We start from the raw sequence: 20,291 nt of genomic DNA on the forward strand, positions 1-20,291 counted from the left end.
CCACCTGCGCGGCATCGGCACGGGCTTCGCCGCGGCCTTCAGCCGCATCGGAGCCGCACTCGGCACCTTCGCCCTGCCATGGGCGATCAGCAACATCGGCATGGGCCCAACCATGGTCGTAGCCGCCGCCGTCGCATTACTCGGCGCAGGCCTCTCGCAATGGCTCGCGCCCGAGACGAAGGGCCGCACACTCGCCGAGATCTCAGCAGACTTCTCCCACTGACACCGGGACTGCACGGTGACTTCGAGTCAGAGCTAAGGCCCTCGGGCCGCCGCCATCGGCGCACCGATCCCACACATGCAGTTCAGCCCCCAGGCGGCATCAACCTGGCCACCGCTCCGGACTAGTTAAAACTGCCCAATGTTGCCTGCGTGGGAGGCAACGGGCTTACCCCTGCAGACGCCGTTGCAGCCAAAGACTGGGGCACGATCACGAGGCTGGCCGCCGAAACCGCGACAATTGAACAGCAGACCGCAGAGCGATCTTAACGTCCAGGTCCAGGCTTAACGTCCAGGTCCAGGTTGGCGTCGTCTGCGGCGAGCCGCTGGAGCAGCCAAACGCCATGACGCCCGTTGTTTCCCACCCCGCGGCTTTCCCCCGATGCCGGGACTTGGCCGAGGCGGTGCGCCCAGCCGTGGCCAGGACAGCGGGGCCGGACGGCGTGTTCGCCACAGGCCTGGGCCGCGACGGCGCCGATCCTGCTGGTGACCAGCCTGATGCGCTACGACGCGCATGTATCCCGTGGTGGTCTGTGGCTGGACCCGGTACTGCCGGAGGCCTTCGGCGACCTGCACATCACCAATGCGCCCATGGCCGGCGGCCGGATTACCATCGACATTTCCGGTTCCACCGCCTCCGTCCACGGGCTGCCCGAGGGCATGGTGCTCCACCGCGGACACCGGCCATGGATGACCGAGCTAGTGGAGCAGGCCAAGCTCCGCAAGGAGGCTTAGCGGCACCAGTGGGCCCGACAGCCTCCTCCGCAACCTCGGCATGTCACGTCCTGATCATCCCAGGCCGGCCAGCAGCAGCCGGCGGGACCGCCGGTTGATGGCCTGGTTGCATTAATGGATCAGGTCGGTGTCGGGGCCGGCCAGTGGCTTGAGGGCGTTTGGATCTCGCCGTCGCGGTCCAATCGACAGCGGACACTATGGATTAAAGTCATCCGCACGGTTGGAGCTCTCCAGGGTCAGGGAGTCCCGCCGTGCGGATGGTGTTTGTGGTGCGGCTTCTGCCCTGTCAGTCCTTGCGGACTGTCCCGGGGTCGACGTTCCGGGCGGCAAAGATGAGCAAGCCGGAGGCCAGGATGGGGAAGACGCCCCACCATAGGGTGGCGTTGAGCCAGCCGGCGCCGGCGGCGAGGGTGGCGGTGATCAGCAGGCCGCCGACGATCGCTCCGACCTGGCCGGAGGCGTTGATGATGGAGCTGCCCGTTGCCCGGGTGTGGACGGGGAAGCTTTCGCCGGTGAAGAACAGCAGGGCGGAGAAGGGGCCGATGAGGAAGAACAGCCCGGCACTGTAGAGCCCGATGATGAGCGGGAACTCCCCGTTCGGGGCCTGAAGCATGGTGAAGAAGGAAACGGCACACAGAATCCATCCGATCCCGATCGCGTTACGGCGCCCGATCCGGTCACCGAGCCAGCCGTGGAACAGGTAGCCGGCGAAGGCGGTGGCATTGGAGATGATCAGTACCAGCAGCGCGTTGTCGAACTCGACGTTCTTGCCATCCGGTGCCGTCAGCAGCGACGTGCCGAGGATCGCGAACGCAAGCACGCCCAGCCAGTTCAGGAGGAAGGCCCCGCCGATCGTCAGGGTGGACCGCAGCGATTCCCCTCGGAAGACCGACACGAGCGGGCTGGCCTTCTCCGAGACGTCGATTCCGTATTTGTTTCCGAGCTGCTGCGCCTCTTCGACCCGACCGTCCTTAATCATCTTGTCGATCTGGTGACGGTGGCCGAACTGGGGGCTCTCCTTGAGCCAGCGTCCGGCGATGATGATGAAGACGGCGGGGATAGCGGCCACGGCGAAGCAGAGCGCCCACCCGCCGATGGGGAACAGCAGGTAAACGGACCCGGCAGCCAGTACGGAGCCGACCGGCCAGCCTGACTGGACGAGTGAGTAGATGAGGCCGCGGCGGCGGGCCTTGGCGGGGTCGCTCTGGTGGGCGAACATCTCGTTGAGGTATGCCGCGTTGATGGCCTGTTCGGCGTAGCCGAGGCCGGCCAGTGAACGCACGAGGACCAGGAAGACGAGTCCCAGGCCGGCCGCGATGCCCGCAACCCAGCCGACAGTGGCGGTCAGCAGTGAGGCGACGGCGGCACCGGCGACGGCGATCAGGATGCCCTTGCGGCGGCCGATCCGGTCCACGATCGGGCCGATCGCGAAGGCCACGAGGGCAGTGCCGGCGGTCACCCAGGTATTGATCCCCGTGGAATGGGCAGCGCTCCAGCCCAGATCCGCGGCCAGCTTCGGCAGGAGGTTGCCGAACAGGACGAAGTCATAGACGGCGAAGGTCCAGGCGAAGAAGCAAATCCAGGTGGCCAGCCGGACGTCCTTGGGGCTGACATCAGATTCGACAAATTGAAAGGTTGGGGCAGTGGTCATAACGGTTCCTAATTCACGGTGAGAGGGGGCGATGTGATGAGTCCGGAACGAAGGGGGCGGCCTGCAGGCCAGCGTTGCTAACTGGTCTGCAGGCCGCCCCCTTACTCCTGCTCTGGCTCAGATTGCGGAACTGAGCTCGGAGACCAGGACGTCGCGGCGTTCCGCGGTGGCCTCCAGGTCAACCGTGAGCTGGCCGTTGACCTCCTTGAGGACCACGCCGTAGTCCCGGGTGGCTGCCTCGGCGGTCGTGAAGCCGTCCAGCACGTCCTCGAGGACCTTGAGCGGGTCCCGCTGGTGCGGGTCGCCGAATCCGCCACCGCTGGGCACGGTGATCTGGAGGGAGTCTCCGGCCAGCAGCTGACGACCGGTGACCTTGGAGGGCCAGGACTCTTCGCCCGCCCGGCCCGGGTTCTTCACGAGTGAGCCGTTGAGGCCGTCTTGGCCGCCGAAGGCGCCCCATGGCACATCCGACTCGTGGCGTTCACCCTCGCAGGTGATCGCGGTGTCGGTCAGGAAGGTGTTCTCCCTGACGATACCGATGCCGCCGCGGAACTCGCCGGCCGCAGCCGGCTCGGAGCGCAGTTCGTAGCGGTCGGTGCGCATCGGGAACCGCCACTCGAGCTCCTCGATCGGGTTGTTGCGGGTGTTGGCGATGAGGTTGTCCACGGAGTCCGGCCCGTCGCTGGTGGCGCGGGCGCCGTAGGAGCCTTCATTGACCTCGAGGTAGACCCAGTACTCGCCCTGTTTCTCGTCCCATCCGGAGTAGGAGATGAAGTGGATGTGGGCGGAGTTGCCAGCGGTGACGCGATCGGGGATGACAGGGGCGAGGGCCCGCAGGGCCAGGTCGACGGCGCGCTGTACCTGGGAGAACCGCGAGAAGGTCGCGGCCGGGTACTTCGGGTTGAAGATGGTGCCCTCCGGGGCAATCACCTTCAGCGGTTTGAGCATCCCCTCGTTCTGGGGCACGAACACCGGGAAGGCAACTTCGTCCAGGAACATCATGCGGGTGATGAACGTGAACGCCGAGACCGTCGTGCCCTCGAAGGCGCAGTTGTAGGCGGTCGGCACCTGTTCGGAGGATCCGGTGAGGTCATAGGTGATCTCGTCACCCTCGACGATCACCTTCACGACGATCGGCAGCTTCTTGCCGTAGTTGCGGCCGTCGTCGTCCAGGTAGCCGACCTCCGTCTCGTAGACGCCGTCCGGGATCTTGGCGATCTCCTGGCGCAGCATCCGCTCCGAGTAGTCGATCCAGCTCTGGCCGGCTTCGCGGACCGCGCCGAAGCCGTAGCGCTCGATGAGGGCGATATAACGGGACTTGGCCAGCTCGCAGGCGGCGATCATCGCCTGGAAGTCACCCTCGTTGGAGGTGGGTGTCCGGGTGTTGTTGAGGATGTGCCGGATCAGCGATTCCTGGCGGACGCCCTTCTCGTAGATTTTCACCGCCCGGAAGATGGTGCCTTCGGACTGGATGTCCTGGATGTCCACCATCAGACCGGAGAACGCGCCGCCGTTGTCGATCAGCTGGCCCGAGGCGCCGGCGAACCCGACGAGTTCCCCGTCGTGGAAGATCGGTTCGATGATCGCCACGTCGGGGGAGTGGGTGGCCCCCAGGTACGGATCGTTGTGCAGGATGACATCGCCTTCATGGATGTCGTCTCCGAGGACGGAGATCACGCCCTTGACGATCTTGGGCATGGAGCCCATGAACATTGGCGTGGAGTCGGACTCGGCCAGCACATTGCCGTCCTTGTCGAACAGGCCTGCGCCGAGGTCTTCGGACTCGCGGATGATCGAGGAGTAAGCCATGCGGAACAGTACCGAGGCCATTTCCTTGGCAGCGGAGTTCAGGGCCCCGCCGATGACTCGCATCAGGATCGGGGTTGCCAGTTTCTCCGCGGTCTGGGTGGCGGCCGGGCAGTCGATGACGAGGTTGCCGGCCGCGTCCACCGTTCCGGAGAATCCGGGGGGAATGACAACCGTGGAGTCGTACTGCTCGATGATGGCTGGGCCGGAGAAGGCAGTTCCCACGCCCATCCTGTCGCGGTCATAGAAACCGGTGTTCACGGTGACCGGTTTGCCGTCCTGTTCGAAGGTCACCGGGCGGGTTTCCACCAGTGCGTCGTTGAGGGACCCGGATTTTGTCGCCTCCGGCGTGGGCAGGTCATCCATCACAGCGCTGGCCTCCACGCGGATGTTGATGACCTCCACGGTGCCGTTCTTGAAGCGGTGGCCGTACTCCTCGAAGTGGGCGTCATGGAAGGCAGCCTCGGCCTGGTCCAGCCAGGCTTGGTTGACCGGGCCCTTGGGGGCATCGAAGCGGATCTCATATCCTTGGCCCTCGTAACGGGCGTCGGCGAGCCAATTGAGTTTGCGGCGTTCGGCTGGTACGTCCTCGGCATCCAGCTGCGCGTTGGCCTCGCGTTCCAGCTGCTCGAAGGAGGCCTGGATGGCGGCCGGGTCGGCGTCTGCGAAAGTGAACCGGCTGGTGGCGACGAACTCGTACTTCTCGTCCGTGGCCAACAGGCCGGTGGCCGCCATGATGCCGGGGTGGGCCGGGATCAGCACCTTCGGGACTTCCAGCTCCGCGGCGATCTCGCAGGCGAACAGTGCGCCGGCGCCACCGGCCGCGACGAGGGTGAAGTCGCGCGGGTCGTAGCCGCGGCGCACGGAGTTCTGCTCGATCGCCTGGGTCATGCCGAACTTCTGGATCTGCAAGGCACCGAGCGCGGCCTGGTCCACTGACATGTTGAGCTTTTCTGCCAGACCTTCCATGGCCTTTCGGGCGCCATCAAGATCCATATCCATACCTGAGCCGGCCAGGACGCGGTCAGGGCGCATGCGGCCGAGCAGCACTTGGGCGTCGGTCGATGTCGGCTCCGTCCCGCCGCGGCCATAGCAGACCGGTCCCGGGACGGCGCCGGCGGACTGGGGACCGACGCGGAAGACCCCGCCGGCGTCGACGTAGGCGATGGAACCACCGCCGGCACCGATGGTGTCGATATCCACCATGGGAACCATGGCCTGGTGGTCGCCGATCTTAGTGTCCAGCAGGTGACGCATGCGCAGTTCACCCTGATAGGCCACACCGATGTCCGCCGAGGTGCCGCCGATATCCAGGGTGACAACGTTCTCGAAGCCGGACTGACGACCGGCCCACATGCCACCGATCAGACCGCCGACCGGTCCGGACATCATCAGCGTGACAGGCCGTTTGGCAGCCTCCTTGATCGGGACCATGCCGCCGGAGGACTGCATCAGCAGGATCTCCCGCTTGTAACCCAGGCCTTCGGCCTGCTCCTGCAGACGGTACAGGTAACGCGAGACCCGGGGCCCGACATAGGCATTCAGTGCGGTAGTGGAGAACCGCTCATACTCCCGATAGAGGGGCACGATCTCGCTGGAAAGCGAAAGGTAGGCCTCGGGGAACTCCTCCGCGACGATTTCCCCGATCCGCTGCTCGTGGGCGGGATTCAGATACGAGTGCAGCAGGCAAACGGCGATGGCCTCCACGCCGGCCGCCTTCAGCTCCCGCACACGCTCACGGACCTCATCCTCGTCCAAGGGAACCAGGACGTCGCCGTTGGGTGCCGTGATGCGCTCCTTGACCGTGAGCCGGTGACGGCGCTTGATCAGCGGCTTGGTCTGCCACGGCAGATCCTGCTGGAGGGAGAAGTTGTAAGGCTTCTTGTGGCGGGCGATGTGCAGGATGTCCCGGAAACCTTCGGTGGTGATCATCCCGACCTCCGCACCGGTGTGCGTCAGGGCGGTGTTCGTGGCGACCGTGGTCCCGTGCACCAGCTGGTCGATCTCCGAAAGCGACACCCCGGCCTTCGCACAGAGCTTGATGATGCCGTTGACCACGGCCTCAGACGGGTCATGCGGGGTCGAGGGAACCTTTTCCACCACGGCGATGCGCTGGTCGTCGTCCGAGAAATACAAGTCGGTGAATGTACCGCCGACGTCTACTCCGATGCGCTTCATAAGGGGTCCTTTCGGAAGTTGGGTTCAGGACTGGGTTTGAAGGGAAAGCGGGGGACCAATCGGCCGGCCCGCTCTGCCCCACGATTGGAACTCGAGTCCACTGCGCCGGGGATCCGGTCCCGCAATCCGATGTGCTTTAGCTCACATCGTTGCTCACTAAGCAATTTAGTTCCTTTATCAACAACACGCAATGGTTTTTTTCAAAATCCTTTTTCGGGTCCATCCCGTCGATCGGGGAGGTCGCGCGAGTCCTCTTTGTGCGGTTCGGCCTTGCCTCAGCAATGCTCCTCCCGTTCGGCAATGCACGCCACTGCACTTTGAACCGCAGTTCCCGCCGCCTTCGGCCTGGCCAAAAGGAAAGGTGCGGGCTATCCGCCGAACGCGGGAGAAAGGGTTGCGCGTTGCACAAGTAGCAACTACTGTGATGGCACAGCAACAAGCTGGGACAGGGAAAGCCCGGTCCCCGAGAGAGTGGAGACACCCATGACAACAGAGACGTTCAACGACATCGAAGCCCGTCTAGCAGCAGTTCTGCAGGAGGCGTTCGAAGCAGGCACGGACATCTACAACGAGCGAGGCTTCAGGCGTCGGATCGGCTACGGCAACCGCCCCGCCGTCATCCACATCGACCTCGCGAACGCCTGGACCCGCCCGGGCCACCCGTTCAGCTGCCCGGGCATGGAGGAGATCATCCCGAACGTCCAGCGGATCAACGAGGCCGCGCGCGCCAAGAATGTCCCGGTCTTCTACACCACGAACGTGTATCGCAACCGCGACGCCACCTCCGGGACGAACGACATGGGTCTGTGGTACTCGAAGATCCCCACGGAGACCCTTCCGGCGGATTCCTACTGGGCGCAGATTGACGACCGCATTGCGCCCGCGGAGGGCGAGGTCGTGATCGAGAAGAATCGCGCCTCGGCGTTCCCGGGGACGAACCTTGAGCTCTTCCTGACCTCCAACCGCATCGACACCCTGATCGTGACCGGCGCGACCGCGGCCGGGTGCGTGCGCCACACCGTCGAGGACGCGATCGCGAAGGGCTTCCGACCGATCATCCCCCGGGAGACCATCGGCGACCGCGTCCCGGGCGTCGTGCAGTGGAACCTTTACGACATCGACAACAAGTTCGGTGACGTGGAGTCCACGGATTCGGTGGTGGAGTACCTGAACGGCCTCCCGCAGTTCGAGGACACGGTCCCGAAGACCCTCTCGGATCCCCAGCCCGAGGTGGCGGCCCCCGCGGATCCTGCCTGAGCCGCACCGCACCCTCGGAGCCCCGCGGCCCGGCATCCCCAGGCCGACCCGACGACAGCCGGCACCCCTCAGCGGGTGCCGGCTGGTCTTGACCGGGTTCGCCGAGGTCGGAACAGTTGCACTCGCGCTCGAAGAGGGAGAACTCATGCTGGAGCCACAAACCACCGCCGACAAACCGCAAGGGGCGGCAGCATCGCTGCTCAACGGCCTGACGGTCCTCGAAGCCTTCTCCGTCGCCAAGCGATCCCTCCTGGGCGTCACGGAGATCTCCGAACTCGTCGGCCTGCACAAGAGCACCGTTTCCCGGATGCTCACGGGCCTAACCGAAGCCGGATACGTGCAGCGCGACGATGACACCGGGCGATACCGCCTCGGACTCGGGATGATCGGTTTGGCTGGACCTTTGCTGGCCGAGCTCAGCGTCCGGCGTGCCGCCCTGCCACAGCTGGAAGAACTAACGGAGGCCACCGGGGAGACGGCCGCGATCGCCGTCTGGAACGGCACCAACGCCATTGTCGTAGAACAGACGGCCAGTCCGCACCAGGTCAAGCACAGCGCGGCGATCGGCACGCGCTACAACAAGTTCGCCAGTTCCTCAGTCCGCGTGTTCCTCGCCGAGCTGCCACCCGAGGAGGTTGCCCGTCTGCTTGCCGGCCGGACGGTCCTGCAGGAGGGCTACCTTGGTCTCGATGATCCGGCCCACGAACACTTGCTCGGCGTACGGGAACACGGTTACGCGATCAACGACGGCGAGACCACTTTCGAGGAATATGGCGTCTCCGCCCCCGTGCGCGACTACAGAGGCGCAGTCGTCGGCTGCATCACAGCCAGCGCGCCCAGGGCCCGAGTGCAATACCAGCAGAGCCAGTCGATCCTGCGCGGTGCCGTGCTTCAGGCCGCTGAGCGGGTGTCGGCCCGGCTGGGCAGCTGGCCGGCGGAAAACAACTCCAGTGTGCCGACCGCCCTTATGGTTCCCCGGGGGAAGCAAGCCCCACCATTACGTCCAGCAGCCAGTGTGCGGTGAGGGACGCTGGCACTCGCCTAGGAAGCGTGAATGAACCGCCCCGGATGGGGGCGTCCTTCCGCTGGTCCCGCGAATTGGCCGCCAGGAGAGACCGCCGGACTTGATTCTCCCCCGTGCCTTAGCTCGCGGCCGACCAGCCCAAACGGATGGATACTTCCGAAGCAGCATGTTGTACCGCTTGAACCAGCGCGTCCCCAGTGGCGTGCTTGCGCACGCGCGAACGGGGAGCGGATGCGGTGATGCACCCAACCACCTTGCCCCGGTAATCGCGAACCGGAGCGGAGACCCCAAACTCCTCCTCGGCAGTCGAACCGTCATTGACGGCGAATGCCTGGCGGGCGACCTCCTGCAGGTGACTAGTGTGGTCCAAGGGCAGGCCATCTCCTGCCGTGCGCAGTATCCGCCCGGATTCAATCAGTTCGGTCACGACGGCCGGAGCCAGCTCCGCCAGGAACACGCGGACTGAGGAGCTCTCGAATTTGTTGTACCGGGTTCCGATAGTGGCAGTGTGTTTGACCTGGTACGGGCTGGCAACCTGCTCCACAACGATGGCCTCATGACCATTCCAGACCGAGATTGCGCAGGTCTCTTGCGTGCTTTCGGTCAACTGCTCCAAATACGGAACCGCAGCGCGGCGGACATCAAGGTCCGCCAGCAAAGGGGCGGACAACGCAAGGAGGCCGAGCCCGAGCCGGTACCTGCCCGTCTCCTCATCCCGCTGAACATATCCAGCTTCTGTTAATCCACCAAGAATGCGTGAGACCGTACTCTTGTGGAGGCCAACGCGCTGGGCAACCTCAGTCACACCAAGAACCGGCTTTTGAACGGAAAAAGCTTCCAGTACCGCAAGGCCGTTCAACAGCGACGCCGCAGCTCCCTGGACCTGCCCATTGTCCTGCCTCGGCCTGCCTACCATCTGCATCCTTTCGCGCGGCGTGACCATCCCGCCACTCTTTTGGCCATCATATGCCGCAGTCCCGCCGCAGAGACGGCAGATGCGGCGCGGAGACTGGCAACTGAAAGGTTACAAAGCCGTCGCGAAAGAGCGTTGGTACAAGCTTTAGCCGGATTCTAAGGAAAAGTAGCTCCACCTATTCCGTGTTGCCGTCACAGCAACTATATTGGACACATAGCAACAATCACGTGGTCTGAGTCGCCGTACTGTATTGCCCCGCTTGCACGAACCATACTCGGCTTAGGGAGTGTCACTGTGAGCCAGAACCTTAGCGAGCAGCTGAACGAACTGCTGGATAAAGCCGTCGCAGCAGGAACCGAGCAGCACCGAGAGCTGAGTTTCGAGCGCGTTGGCTACGGCACCCGCCCCCGCCACCAAAGCATCGCAGCCACTGGCCACCATCAGATACCGGGTGGCAGCCTCACCAGCAACAATTCAAGTTCCAGCCCCGGTCGCCCGGATGCTATGCATTCCTCAGCCGGCCTTAGCATCAGTGCCAGTGCCTGACAGGCACCCACTACGGGAGAAACAATGCAATCCGAAGAAACCACCGAGCCGGCGCCGTCCAGCCCGGCCACTCTGCGCAAAGTGACCTTTGCGGCGGGCGCCGGCACCGTTGTCGAATGGTTCGACTTCGCCATCTACGGCTTTCTGGCGCCCATCATCGCCAGGGTCTTCTTTCCTGAGGGCGACCACGTCGTCGCCCTCCTCCAGACCTTCGCCGTCTTCGCCGTGGCCTTCGCGTTGCGCCCGGTCGGGGGAGCGTTCTTCGGCATGCTCGGAGACAGGATCGGCCGCAAGCGTGTACTGGCCCTTACCGTGCTGCTCATGTCCTCCGCCACCATGGTCATCGGCATCCTGCCCGGCTACGCAACCATCGGCATCTGGGCCGCAGTGCTGCTGACCCTTGCCCGCAGCCTGCAAGGGCTCTCTGCAGGAGGCGAATACGCCGGTGCCGTGACCTACGTGATCGAACACGCACCTGCCAACCAGCGCTCCCGGTACAGCAGCTGGATGCCGGCGGCAACCTTCGGCTCCTTCGCCGGCGCCGCCCTCCTGTGCTACCTGCTGACAGCGAACCTGGGCACCGAGGCCATGAACGACTGGGCCTGGCGCATCCCGTTCCTCGTAGCAGCCCCGCTGGGACTGGTCGCCTTCTACATCCGCCAGCGCCTGCACGAGAGCCCGCTGTTCCAGGAAATCGCCAATGACAAGGAAGTCACGCACGCATCTCTGGGCCGCACCCTGCACCAGCAATGGCGGCCGATGCTGATCCTGGGCGGCTACATCTCCCTGACGGCCCTTTCCTTCTATACCTTCTCGACGTATATGACCACGTTCCTGCGGGAGGTCGTGCACCTGCCGGCAGACCAGGTGCTGATGAGCAATGTCCTCGCCCTGGCCTTCGCCGCCGCACTCTCGCCCCTCCTGGGGCGGGTATGTGACCGGGTGGGCCGGAGGAAGATGATGACGGCTTCCTCCCTGTTGCTTGGCGGCCTTGGCATTCCGGCGTACCTGCTGGCCAGCCAGGGCGGCATGGGCAACGCGATCGTGGGACAGGTCCTTCTGGCGACCGGCGCCGTCACCGCAAACGTGGTGACAGCGGTCCTGCTTTCGGAAGTCTTCCCGACCGCTGTGCGGTACACGGCCTCGGCCATCACCTACAACGTCAGTTACGCGATCTTCGGTGGGACAGCACCTTTCGTCGCGACCTACCTGATCGCCACCACCGGGAACAAGCTTGCGCCGGCGATCTACCTCACCGTCATCGCAGCCTGCGCGCTGATCGCCACCTTCCTGATCCCCGAAACATCAAAACGATCCCTGCACGCCGCCGGGGCAGCCGTACCAAAATCGGATATTCCTGCTGGCTAGGGGCACACGAAAGAGTCCGCGGGGAGTTGAACCTCCCGGCGGACTCTTTCTCTGCGGCCCGATTCCAGCCCCGCTGGACTTCAGCACCGTCAGGGTGCCCAAGGGCTGGCCGAGGTGGCCACAGGTGAAGAGTGTTGAACCTGCTCGTGGTCAGATACGGCAAGCTATCGATGCTGTGTGAGGCAGTCCGCTCCACCGACTGTCCGGTTTAGGTCCGGCTAGGCCCTTCGGCGCGTCCTGGCACGCTCCACAAGCTCGGACATCCACGGCCGGGTTCCGCGGTGAAAGACCATCCCCTCAGGCAGCCCCTGAACGCTCGCGTTAGAACCGGCAATGTCGATAGTAATGCGGCCGCCGGCCATAGGGGCATTCTTGATGTGAAGGTCGCCATATGACTCTGGGAGTACGGGATCCATCCAAAGGCCGCCGACGGAAACGTGCGGGTAGTAGCGCATCAAGTTCGTCACCAGGAATATCGGTGCTGTGGCCGCCCAGGCTTGCGGCGAGCAAGCCGTCGGGTAGGGAAGAGGCGCGGCGAAGCGCTCACGGTCGAAACCGCAGAACAGTTCGGGCAGCCGTCCTTCCGAGTACTCGGCCGCCTCCAGCAGAGCTGTGGAGATACGCTGCGCCTGTTCCACGAACCCATAGCGCAGTAGACCGGCTTGGATGACGGCATTGTCATGGGGCCAAACCGACCCGTTGTGATAGCTCGCCGGATTGTAGCCGCCCATGTCGGTTGCCAAGGTCCGCACTCCCCACCCGCTGAACATCTCCGGGGACATCAGTCGTTCAACCACCGCCGGCGCCTTCTCCTGGTCGATGATGCCGTTCCACAGGCAGTGGCCCATGTTGGAAGCACATGAATCGACCGGCCGCTTATCGCGGTCAAGTGCGATGGCGTAGTAGCCACGGTCAGGCAACCAGAACTGTTCGTTGAACTGCCTCTTCAGCTGCGCAGCACGATTCCGCAGTTCACTGGCCAAAGCGTCATCGCCGACGTCGTAAGCCATCCAGGCCCTTGCCATGTAGGCGCCATAGACGTAACCCTGCACTTCACACAAGGCGAGGGGTGGCTCGGCCATCCTGCCATCCGCGAAGTTGATGCCGTCCCAGGAATCCTTCCAGCCCTGGTTGATGAGCCCCTGGTCGTTGAGGCGCTCATACTCGACAAACCCGTCGCCGTCGCGGTCTCCATAGTCCAGGATCCATTCCAGCGCCCGATCCGCATGGGGCAAAAGTTCAGCCATGGTCTCAGCGGCAAAACCCCAGCGACTCACCTCACCGAGCACTATCAGAAACAGCGGCGTGGCGTCGACACTGCCGTAGTAGGCGGACTTTCCGCCCAGCGCCAGTCCGCTGGAGACGTCGAGTCTGACCTCGTGCAGGATCTTGCCCGGTTCCTCCTCGCTCATCCGGTCCACCACGCTGCCCTGGCGGTCGGCCAGGGTCTGGACAGTGCCAAGGGCCAGGGACGGATCCACCGGCATTGCCATGAGGGACGCCTACAGCGAGTCCCTTCCGAACAGCGCCATGAACCAAGGCGCCCCGGCCGCCACCACGATCCGATCCGGGTGGTCGGGATCCTGAATGCGAAGAGCGCCCAGATCGTCATAGCTACGTCGAAGGGTCCGTCCGATGGTGCGGTTACCTATCTGCAGGACCGGAATCTTCGACACCCACTCCTGCCGACGACGGTCACGCGGGGACATTTCACCCGCCGAGGGATGGACAAACGGGAGCGCGGGACCGGTGCCGTCCACCGTGGGCATCACACTTACGGTCGCGCCCCATTGTCCATGCGGGGGGATGACCGTCCTGTAGGTCAGGGCTCCCGGCGTTACGTCGGCACCCTCGGCCGAAACAACGACGCCCTTCCTGACGTCCTGCCAGGCGGCTCGGATGACCAGAGCCTCGCCGTCAGCTTCGCGCGATTCGTCCCAGCGACGCTGGATCCGTGCCTCCTTCACCTCGAAGAGGTCCGCGAAATCCGATTCAATGCTCAAGACCACCATGCAGTCAGCGGCGACCGAAGAGAAGTTGCCGACAGTGATTTCCTCAAGGATTCCCGCGCCCACTTCGCGCAGTCGCTCCACGATTAGAGAGCTGTCCGCGTGCCCATCCGGGCGGGGAACCCTGCCGACAAACAAAGCACGGTACGGTTCCTTCGTCTCCGCCCCCAGCGGCTCCAGCGGCTGGCCATTGACGGTCAGAATCCACCGGGACAGGATGCGGGTGTCTTCATGGAAAGCCCCGTGCGGATATTCCGGATAGATATCCCCGTTCGCCGAGGAAATACAGAAGGAGGAACCTTCGACCAGAGTGACCGTCCCGGATCCCAGGGGCCCGGCAGCCGTGTCGGCATTCCATCCAGCCATCCCGTCTCCTTCAAGGGAACTTTCACTTCAACGGCTTGGAAACAGACGTCAATGAGGACGTCGGCCGCCTTCGTTTACGCTACCGACGCTACGCCCGTATGCCGCGTGGTGCCAGCCAAACAAGAGCGCCATCGGCCAGCAGGTCATCTCCCTGACTGGAGGGCCGGTGGTCCGCAGATCCGCAGCCTCCTTGGCAGGCGCCGGTGACGTGAAACTGACGACTCAGCGTCACCTTTTTTCAGTTGAAACCCGGGGTGCCAAAGCAATCCGGGTGAACTCTCGCGCAGATTCCAAGGCCGATAACCGGGCTTTCGTCAAGCTACCGTGTGACGGCAGGAAAGAGGTCACGATCTTCCGAGTTCGGCAGTGGAGTTTTGAAAGAATGGTCGCCATGGACAAACTTGTTGGGGCCAGTCCCGACGTTCGACCGGAATCGGTCCTGGTTGTTCGTGGAGCTGGTCGACAGCGAGCCAGAAATCTGGCGTCAGCTGGAAGTGGCCCCAGGGGCCACGGCTGCCAGGAACGCCCCTCGGCTACTTGTCCAGCCAGACGGCGGGCGGCCCAAGACAACGGGAATAGCACGCGGATGGCGGTGACGAATCCCAAGGGAGCTGTGGAATGTGCCTCAGCAAAGCGGCGACCGGTTCCACGAAGAGAAGGTGCCGATTCTGTGGGCGTTGTCCACAAGAGGAGCTCACCTACAACGTCAGCTACGCAATCTTTGGAGGGACAGCACCCTTTGTCGCCACCTATCTGATCGCCGCCACCGGAAACACGCTGGCTCCCGCGATCTATCGCACCGTCATCGCAGCCTGCGCTGATCGCAACCTTCATGATCCGCGAAACATCGAAACAGTCCCCGCTTACAGCCGGGATAACCGAGCCAAAGGCGGACGTTCCAGCCGACTAGGCTCACACGAAAGAGTCCGCCACGGGCATAACCCATCGGGCGGACTCTTTCGTTTTTGCCCGCCGAACCAGCCGTTCCGCCGAGGCGGCTATCTTCAGGCTGGTCTGAAGTTTCCGCTCCATCTCGCTTCGTCCGGAATCGGGGTTCCGAATACCTTCTCCGTGCGGCGTAGGTCCTCTTCAGCGATATCGCGGAGCCTGCCTAATTCGTCGAGCCGTTCCTTGGGAATCTCGTCGCGCTGGAACTGCTCTTCGGCGTGCTTAAACTGCCTCTCGGCCTCTTTGAGGTTGGCCTGAGCTTGCATTACGGGGTCTATGGCAACCATCGCTCCATTATGTCAGAAATTGTAGAAAAGGCACAGCAGTGGACGAGAGCCAGATTTTTCTGCCTTTTTACGTGCACAGAAAATTTGTGGACTGGCTTTAAAAATAAAATCGGCTATAAATGAAGGAACGCGGTTTCTGTCCTGACCGCTCGGGAGGAAACGAGTGATGCTTTTTATTGGTAACGATCGTAAAATTCGAAAATTTGGCCAGGAGGGGGAACCGGATTCATGGACCCGGCTGTCTCCAGTGAGCCGTCCCGCCCATTGCGGTGACGCTGTGCAGCTCACCATGCATACCGCAGGGGGAGTCCTTGTCGCCCGGCTGGAGCGGTCCCGTGCGGGATCTGCGCTTCGTGTGGCAATGCCGATGCGGATTCCGCCTGGATCCTCGGCTGGATCGGAGAAAACAGTGTGGGCCGCTGCTGCTGCAGTTGAAGCCTGTCAGTGGGAAATGGATCATGCCGTTCAGCAGCTGGCATGCCGCTCTTCGTGGAGCGTCGGGCAGGGGTGTGACGGATGGGCTTCTTGCGGAATGGGCCCAGCTCCCGCTCGGTGAACTTAAGATCATCCTCTGCCAGTTGAAGCGAAGAAAAGCCGCCGCCGGCTGCGGCGCTTCGTAAGAAATTTCACGTTTTTTCTTTTTGAGCGAAGGAGTCGAAATGCCTAACAAAGCTCCCACTGCGGGAAATGGCAAGAAGCCGCGAAAGACGATCAAGGAGAAACGGGCCGATAAGCGCGCGAAACGCCCCGAAGACTTTATGCCGAAACGCAGAAAGGGCATCTAAAAAAGGAAAGCAGGGGCGGTCGTCACGCGCGCGCGAGCACGTGCGCGGCGTTGACATTCGCACACCCCTGGCCACAAGCGCGAGCGGATGTTTGGGCCTTGGTCCCGGCATCGGACGGATCAGAGGGGTGGAAGCGATGAGCGGGGATGACCTGCTGGCCGGAGGATGGGCTTACCGTCGGGATCATTGTGTTGATTTGGCTGGTGGCCCTGCTTATCCGGGGTACACGCTAGGACGCCATTGAGGCAGGAATCCGGGAAGCGCCGTCGGCAGGCTTACAGCATGAGTCCGCGACGAAAATTCGTGGGGGATGCTTTTTTGGTGGGTATGTTTTTTTGCGCGTTGCAAGTCCAGCAACTATATTGTTAATACAGCAACACACTTGGTGACGGTCTGAGACTGAAGGTTGCCGAGGACTGGTGCCGCGAGCGATTTCGGCGAGGAAATTGCAAGGACAAAGGCGGGCGGGGGGCCGCTGCCGGAGTTCAAGAGAAGGGCCATCCAATTGACGGGACAGTTTGAAATTTTTCGGAACGGAACGCGCTTCTGGTTCCGGCTCACCGGAGAGGAACGCGAGGTTCTGGCGGTTTCGGGTGCATTTGCGGAAAAGGCCGAGGCTGCCAAGGCCATCATGGCCGTGCGGGAGAATGCGGCCTCCGGGCACATAGTGGACAAGTCGTCGGCCGCAGCGTCGGCAGAGCCCGCTGCAAAGACCTATTCCCCGCTGGCCCGCAGGGCTGCCCGACAGCCGACACGACCCGGGGGGATACCGCACTTCCGCGGCAATTCTACGGGTCCCTCCACACGGTCAAAGCTGAAGATTCTGATCCGCCTCGACGTCGACATGACCCGGGCGCACATCCAGGTCCGGGGCCGTGTCACCGAACGCAACCTCGGGGTTGTGTATGCCGTGGCCCGACGCACCAGCACCATCATCAACGGACTGGCCGTGGTCCTTGACCTGCGCCACGCGGCCGTGGGAATGAAACCGCTGGGAGAACTGCGTTCTGCCTCTCGGTCCGGCCAATTGCCCTCGGCAACGGGCTCGGAGTCCACACCGTGCCTGCTTGAGATCTTGGAACCAGCCGCAGGGTAGAGAGGGAAGAGCCCCGAAGCTGGATGGCAATTGCCGGCACCACACACCCGGCTTTCACATCCAATCACCCGAGTAACCATGCGGGACTGCAAGTCTGAGGAGGAGGATCCAGGATGGCGCATCGTCCGATTGAAGAGCGGTGGGGTGACCTTGACCCGGTGATCCACAAGTGGTTCGCCGAAAATCCCGGTTGCCTGGTTCTCCCGCGAACGGTAGCCAACAACGTTTGCGAGGTGGCAGGCGGCCACGCTAACCAGGATCGACACGGGCGCTTGGAGTTATCAGCCCAAGATCGCGAGTTCATCAGAACACGGGTGCCGGTCATCAGCCCATCTGCAAGCACTCGCAAGAGAAGAATATGTAAGGGGTAACCATGTTGATCCGAGACAATCTTTTGCCGGAGCTTCAACGGGTTCAACCGATAGGTTCTTGGGCAGGCTGAGCAAATGGACCCGTGAAGAAGTCCAGACACCTCGACTTGCTACGCTGCCGCTTCTTTCACGCTGCCAATATCAAATGAGGGCGTTTTTCGTGTTGAATGGTTCGGAGGAAACACGTGATGATTTTCTTTGGTTATGATCGCACAATTCGTAAATCAGGTCAGGAAGAGGAACCTTCAGGGGACTCGGGAACCCCACTGCCGCCCGTGAGCCGTCCCGGCCATTGCGGTGGCGCTATGCAGCTAACCATGCATAGCGCCGCCGCTGCAGGGGACTCTTTGCCACCAGGCCTGGACGACCCCGTGCCCGACCTGCATCTCGTGTGGCAATGCCAATGCGGGTTCCGCATGGATCATCCGCAGCCGGATCCGGGAGAAGAGGTGTGGGCCGCCGCTGCGCGGATTGAAACCTGCCAGCAGGAAATGGACCATGCCGTCCAGCAACTACACAAGGCCCTTCGGGCGGCTTCGACTGAAGGGCGCGACGGATGAACTGCTTGCGGAATCGGCTCAGGTCCCCATAACGGTGAACTCCAGGTAATCCTCGGTCAGGCGAGAAGAATAAGTACCGCCCCCGGGGTGAATGCAGAAACATGGAAGAGCAATTAAACTGCAGCGAGCAGATATACGCGTCAATGACTGGAAAGAAAACTCAGTCGAAACGCAGAATGGGCAGCTAAAGCGGCCACTTCGTAGTTTGTGGCATCAATTCTGTATCCCAACAGTCAAAATACTCAGCGTGGGAACAGTAATGAAGGATGAAAAGGACGAGGCTGTCCCGTGCGCGGACACGCTTCAGAAGCCTGGGCCTGACCAGGATTATGGGACTTCGCCAGCCACGCAGCAGTTGCGTGCGGTCGGCAGGCGTCGGCGGGATGCCGAAGAGAAGCTGGAACACCATTTGGCCGATGCCCGGCACAACGACAAGCACGACGATGTTCAGGGGGCAGGCGACTGACAGGCCGCCACCTGAAGTCACGCGATTCGGCAGCAGCGGCAGCGAAGCGTCCCGTAACCCGGCTCGATCCAGGAGACCAGAGACGGCAGGGGGAGAGGGACGCCGGTGACCAGAGCATGGGTTCCAACTACCTCCGCCCACTTAGTCAACACCCCATGCACCCCAGCAGATTGTTCTCAAGAGGACCTGCACCGGAAACGGTCATGGGGGCACTCTTTTGCGGGGCAGGGGGCCTGAGGAGGACCGGGACATACCGCTTTTTCCTAGGCAGCCACTGACAGGCTCTGGAGATCTGGTCGACGGTGGCCGCGAATGCCCTCCAGACATCCGGTCCCGGCACTAGTCCCATCTGGGACCGGATGAACCCCAAAGCCGCGGAGAGCTGCCACTTCTGTGGCCGGAAAGGCAGGAGGCCACGGTGAGTGTGCAACGCCGGAACGATACGGTTCAGAGGCGAGCCATTTCCGCGTTCTGGCGGTGGTGGTCAACAGAAGGGGCCAGGTTCCTCAGTGCCGCCGTCACCACAGGTGACTACCAGGACCTTCCGGACACCCTCGATGCCATGGTCAAGGCGATCGGCCCGGGCCTCGGCTGGGAGACCGCACCGGGCGTCGGTGCACGGCACCAGTTCTGCCTCTCAGGCGGAGGGGAGCCAGGACTGCGGGTCCTGGCCGAACGGTGGCGCCGGGCCGCTCCCACACCCACGCCGATGTGGGAATTCGCCGCCGCAAGACAGCGCCAACCTGGCATGCTCGCCGTCACCCTCGAAGCCGCCGGGACGCCAATCAACCTTGGCCTGAGCCGGGTCTCGGTGACCCTGGACGAGGAACGGGCCCTGGCCCACGTCAGCTTCCACCACCCGGCCTTCACCCGGCTGACCCCCGGCTACCGGCACCAGCTCTCCTGCCTGCTGCTGGCCTGGCTGATCGGAGACGACAACATCCAGCGATGGATCGGCACCATCACCGCCGCCGGGACCGCACCCGCGGACAGCCTGCCGGCAACAGCCCTTCCCGAGATCATCGACGCCATGGCCGCCCGGCACGCCCGCATCGCCTGGACGCTGAAGGACGCCGGAACAAACCCGGGACCGCGCACGATCATCAGAGCCCTGCGTCCGCTGCGGTGGATCGACCACCCCCTGCTGGACCTACACACGGCCCTCCACGTCCCTTACCCGCGGACCCGCCCGGACGGGCTGCCGGACTACGACGAAGCGATAGACCTGCACCGGATCGAAGAGGGCCTGACAGCAGCCCTCGGACCCCGCGGCCTGCTGGTCGCTACCCAGACATCAAATGGCCGGCGCATCCTGCACTGCTACACCGACTCTGAAGACCAGAACGGCCGGGACACCATCGACCGCTTCGCGGGAACCCGGCCCCATGTCGAAGTCGCCCACACCAACGACCCCGGATGGACCCTGATAAGCCCGTTCACTTAACCGCAGGCCCCAGCCGCAGGAAATGCCCGCCATTTCCCGGCACTTTCCATCCTGCGGACGATGGAAGGACGGGCTTTGTTGAGCCGTGCGCCCTGCTTCGGTGCTTCATGGGAGGGGCCGGGTCCACGCAGGGAGAGGTGCCCGGCTGCTGACCCAGGCCTAAGCCGGGCCACATTGCGAAGGCTGCCGGGCACAGTTGCATGACTTTATCCGCAGTACGGTGGAGTCAACTATCGTCCGTTGGGGCAGGTATCGATCA

At 63.2% G+C, this 20,291-nt stretch carries 13 protein-coding genes and 2 pseudogenes; 10 read left to right on the forward strand and 5 right to left on the reverse strand.

Annotated elements, in window-relative coordinates:
* Together AC1DFE_RS18940 and AC1DFE_RS18945 are read left to right on the forward strand one after the other, a co-directional pair.
* The coding region (locus tag AC1DFE_RS18940; RefSeq protein ID WP_476907410.1) for an MFS transporter at nt 1–223 on the forward strand (223 nt) is incomplete at its 5' end.
* A 434-nt stretch (nt 224–657) separates the two neighbouring features.
* Nucleotides 658–954: pseudogene (locus tag AC1DFE_RS18945) on the forward strand (glycogen debranching N-terminal domain-containing protein); the annotation flags it as partial.
* Nucleotides 955–1,240: 286 nt separating this feature from the next.
* On the opposite strand, the gene AC1DFE_RS18950 reads toward AC1DFE_RS18945, so the two are convergent.
* Together AC1DFE_RS18950 and AC1DFE_RS18955 are read right to left on the reverse strand one after the other, a co-directional pair.
* Nucleotides 1,241–2,605 (reverse strand): MFS transporter, encoded by a 1,365-nt coding sequence (locus tag AC1DFE_RS18950; RefSeq protein WP_476907411.1) that lies wholly within the window; start codon nt 2,603–2,605, stop codon nt 1,241–1,243.
* A gap of 117 nt (nt 2,606–2,722) precedes the next feature.
* On the reverse strand, nt 2,723–6,589 hold the full coding sequence (locus AC1DFE_RS18955) for a hydantoinase B/oxoprolinase family protein (RefSeq protein ID WP_476907412.1): 3,867 nt from the start codon (nt 6,587–6,589) through the stop codon (nt 2,723–2,725).
* Between the two features lie 483 nt (nt 6,590–7,072).
* Here AC1DFE_RS18955 and AC1DFE_RS18960 point away from each other — a divergent pair, with 483 nt between their 5' ends.
* Nucleotides 7,073–7,846: an N-carbamoylsarcosine amidohydrolase gene (locus AC1DFE_RS18960; RefSeq protein ID WP_476907413.1), complete on the forward strand. Its 774-nt coding sequence runs from the start codon at nt 7,073–7,075 to the stop codon at nt 7,844–7,846.
* A 145-nt stretch (nt 7,847–7,991) separates the two neighbouring features.
* Nucleotides 7,992–8,870 (forward strand): IclR family transcriptional regulator, encoded by an 879-nt coding sequence (locus tag AC1DFE_RS18965; protein ID WP_476907414.1) that lies wholly within the window; start codon nt 7,992–7,994, stop codon nt 8,868–8,870.
* 118 nt (nt 8,871–8,988) lie between these two features.
* On the opposite strand, the gene AC1DFE_RS18970 is transcribed toward AC1DFE_RS18965, so the two are convergent.
* On the reverse strand, nt 8,989–9,813 hold the full coding sequence (locus AC1DFE_RS18970; RefSeq protein ID WP_476907415.1) for an IclR family transcriptional regulator: 825 nt from the start codon (nt 9,811–9,813) through the stop codon (nt 8,989–8,991).
* 267 nt (nt 9,814–10,080) lie between these two features.
* Between AC1DFE_RS18970 and AC1DFE_RS18975 the strand changes: the two genes are divergently transcribed.
* Nucleotides 10,081–10,332, forward strand: coding sequence for a hypothetical protein (locus AC1DFE_RS18975; RefSeq protein WP_476907416.1), 252 nt, complete (start codon nt 10,081–10,083; stop codon nt 10,330–10,332).
* Nucleotides 10,333–10,356: 24 nt separating this feature from the next.
* The gene (locus tag AC1DFE_RS18980; RefSeq protein ID WP_476907417.1) at nt 10,357–11,700 is read left to right on the forward strand and encodes an MFS transporter; all 1,344 of its coding nucleotides are present in this window, start codon (nt 10,357–10,359) and stop codon (nt 11,698–11,700) included.
* 218 nt (nt 11,701–11,918) lie between these two features.
* On the opposite strand, the pseudogene AC1DFE_RS18985 reads toward AC1DFE_RS18980, so the two are convergent.
* A pseudogene (locus tag AC1DFE_RS18985) lies at nt 11,919–14,075 on the reverse strand (amylo-alpha-1,6-glucosidase).
* 1,004 nt (nt 14,076–15,079) lie between these two features.
* Nucleotides 15,080–15,310, reverse strand: a complete 231-nt coding sequence (locus AC1DFE_RS18990; protein ID WP_476907418.1) for a hypothetical protein — start codon at nt 15,308–15,310, stop codon at nt 15,080–15,082.
* Between the two features lie 1,290 nt (nt 15,311–16,600).
* On the opposite strand from AC1DFE_RS18990, the gene AC1DFE_RS18995 reads away from it, so the two are divergent.
* The 4 genes from AC1DFE_RS18995 to AC1DFE_RS19010 all read left to right on the forward strand — a co-directional run bounded on the left by AC1DFE_RS18995 (nt 16,601) and on the right by AC1DFE_RS19010 (nt 20,032).
* The gene (locus tag AC1DFE_RS18995) at nt 16,601–17,191 is read left to right on the forward strand and encodes a DUF1508 domain-containing protein (RefSeq protein ID WP_476907419.1); all 591 of its coding nucleotides are present in this window, start codon (nt 16,601–16,603) and stop codon (nt 17,189–17,191) included.
* Nucleotides 17,192–17,747: 556 nt separating this feature from the next.
* Nucleotides 17,748–18,122, forward strand: a complete 375-nt coding sequence (locus AC1DFE_RS19000) for a hypothetical protein (RefSeq protein ID WP_476907420.1) — start codon at nt 17,748–17,750, stop codon at nt 18,120–18,122.
* 259 nt (nt 18,123–18,381) lie between these two features.
* Nucleotides 18,382–18,588, forward strand: coding sequence for a hypothetical protein (locus tag AC1DFE_RS19005; RefSeq protein WP_476907421.1), 207 nt, complete (start codon nt 18,382–18,384; stop codon nt 18,586–18,588).
* A 418-nt stretch (nt 18,589–19,006) separates the two neighbouring features.
* Nucleotides 19,007–20,032 carry a DUF695 domain-containing protein gene (locus tag AC1DFE_RS19010; protein ID WP_476907422.1) on the forward strand — a complete coding sequence of 342 codons (1,026 nt, stop codon included), beginning with the start codon at nt 19,007–19,009 and terminating at the stop codon, nt 20,030–20,032.
* Nucleotides 20,033–20,291 lie beyond the last annotated feature (259 nt).

It is taken from the genome of Arthrobacter sp. 05T423 (assembly GCF_056396245.1).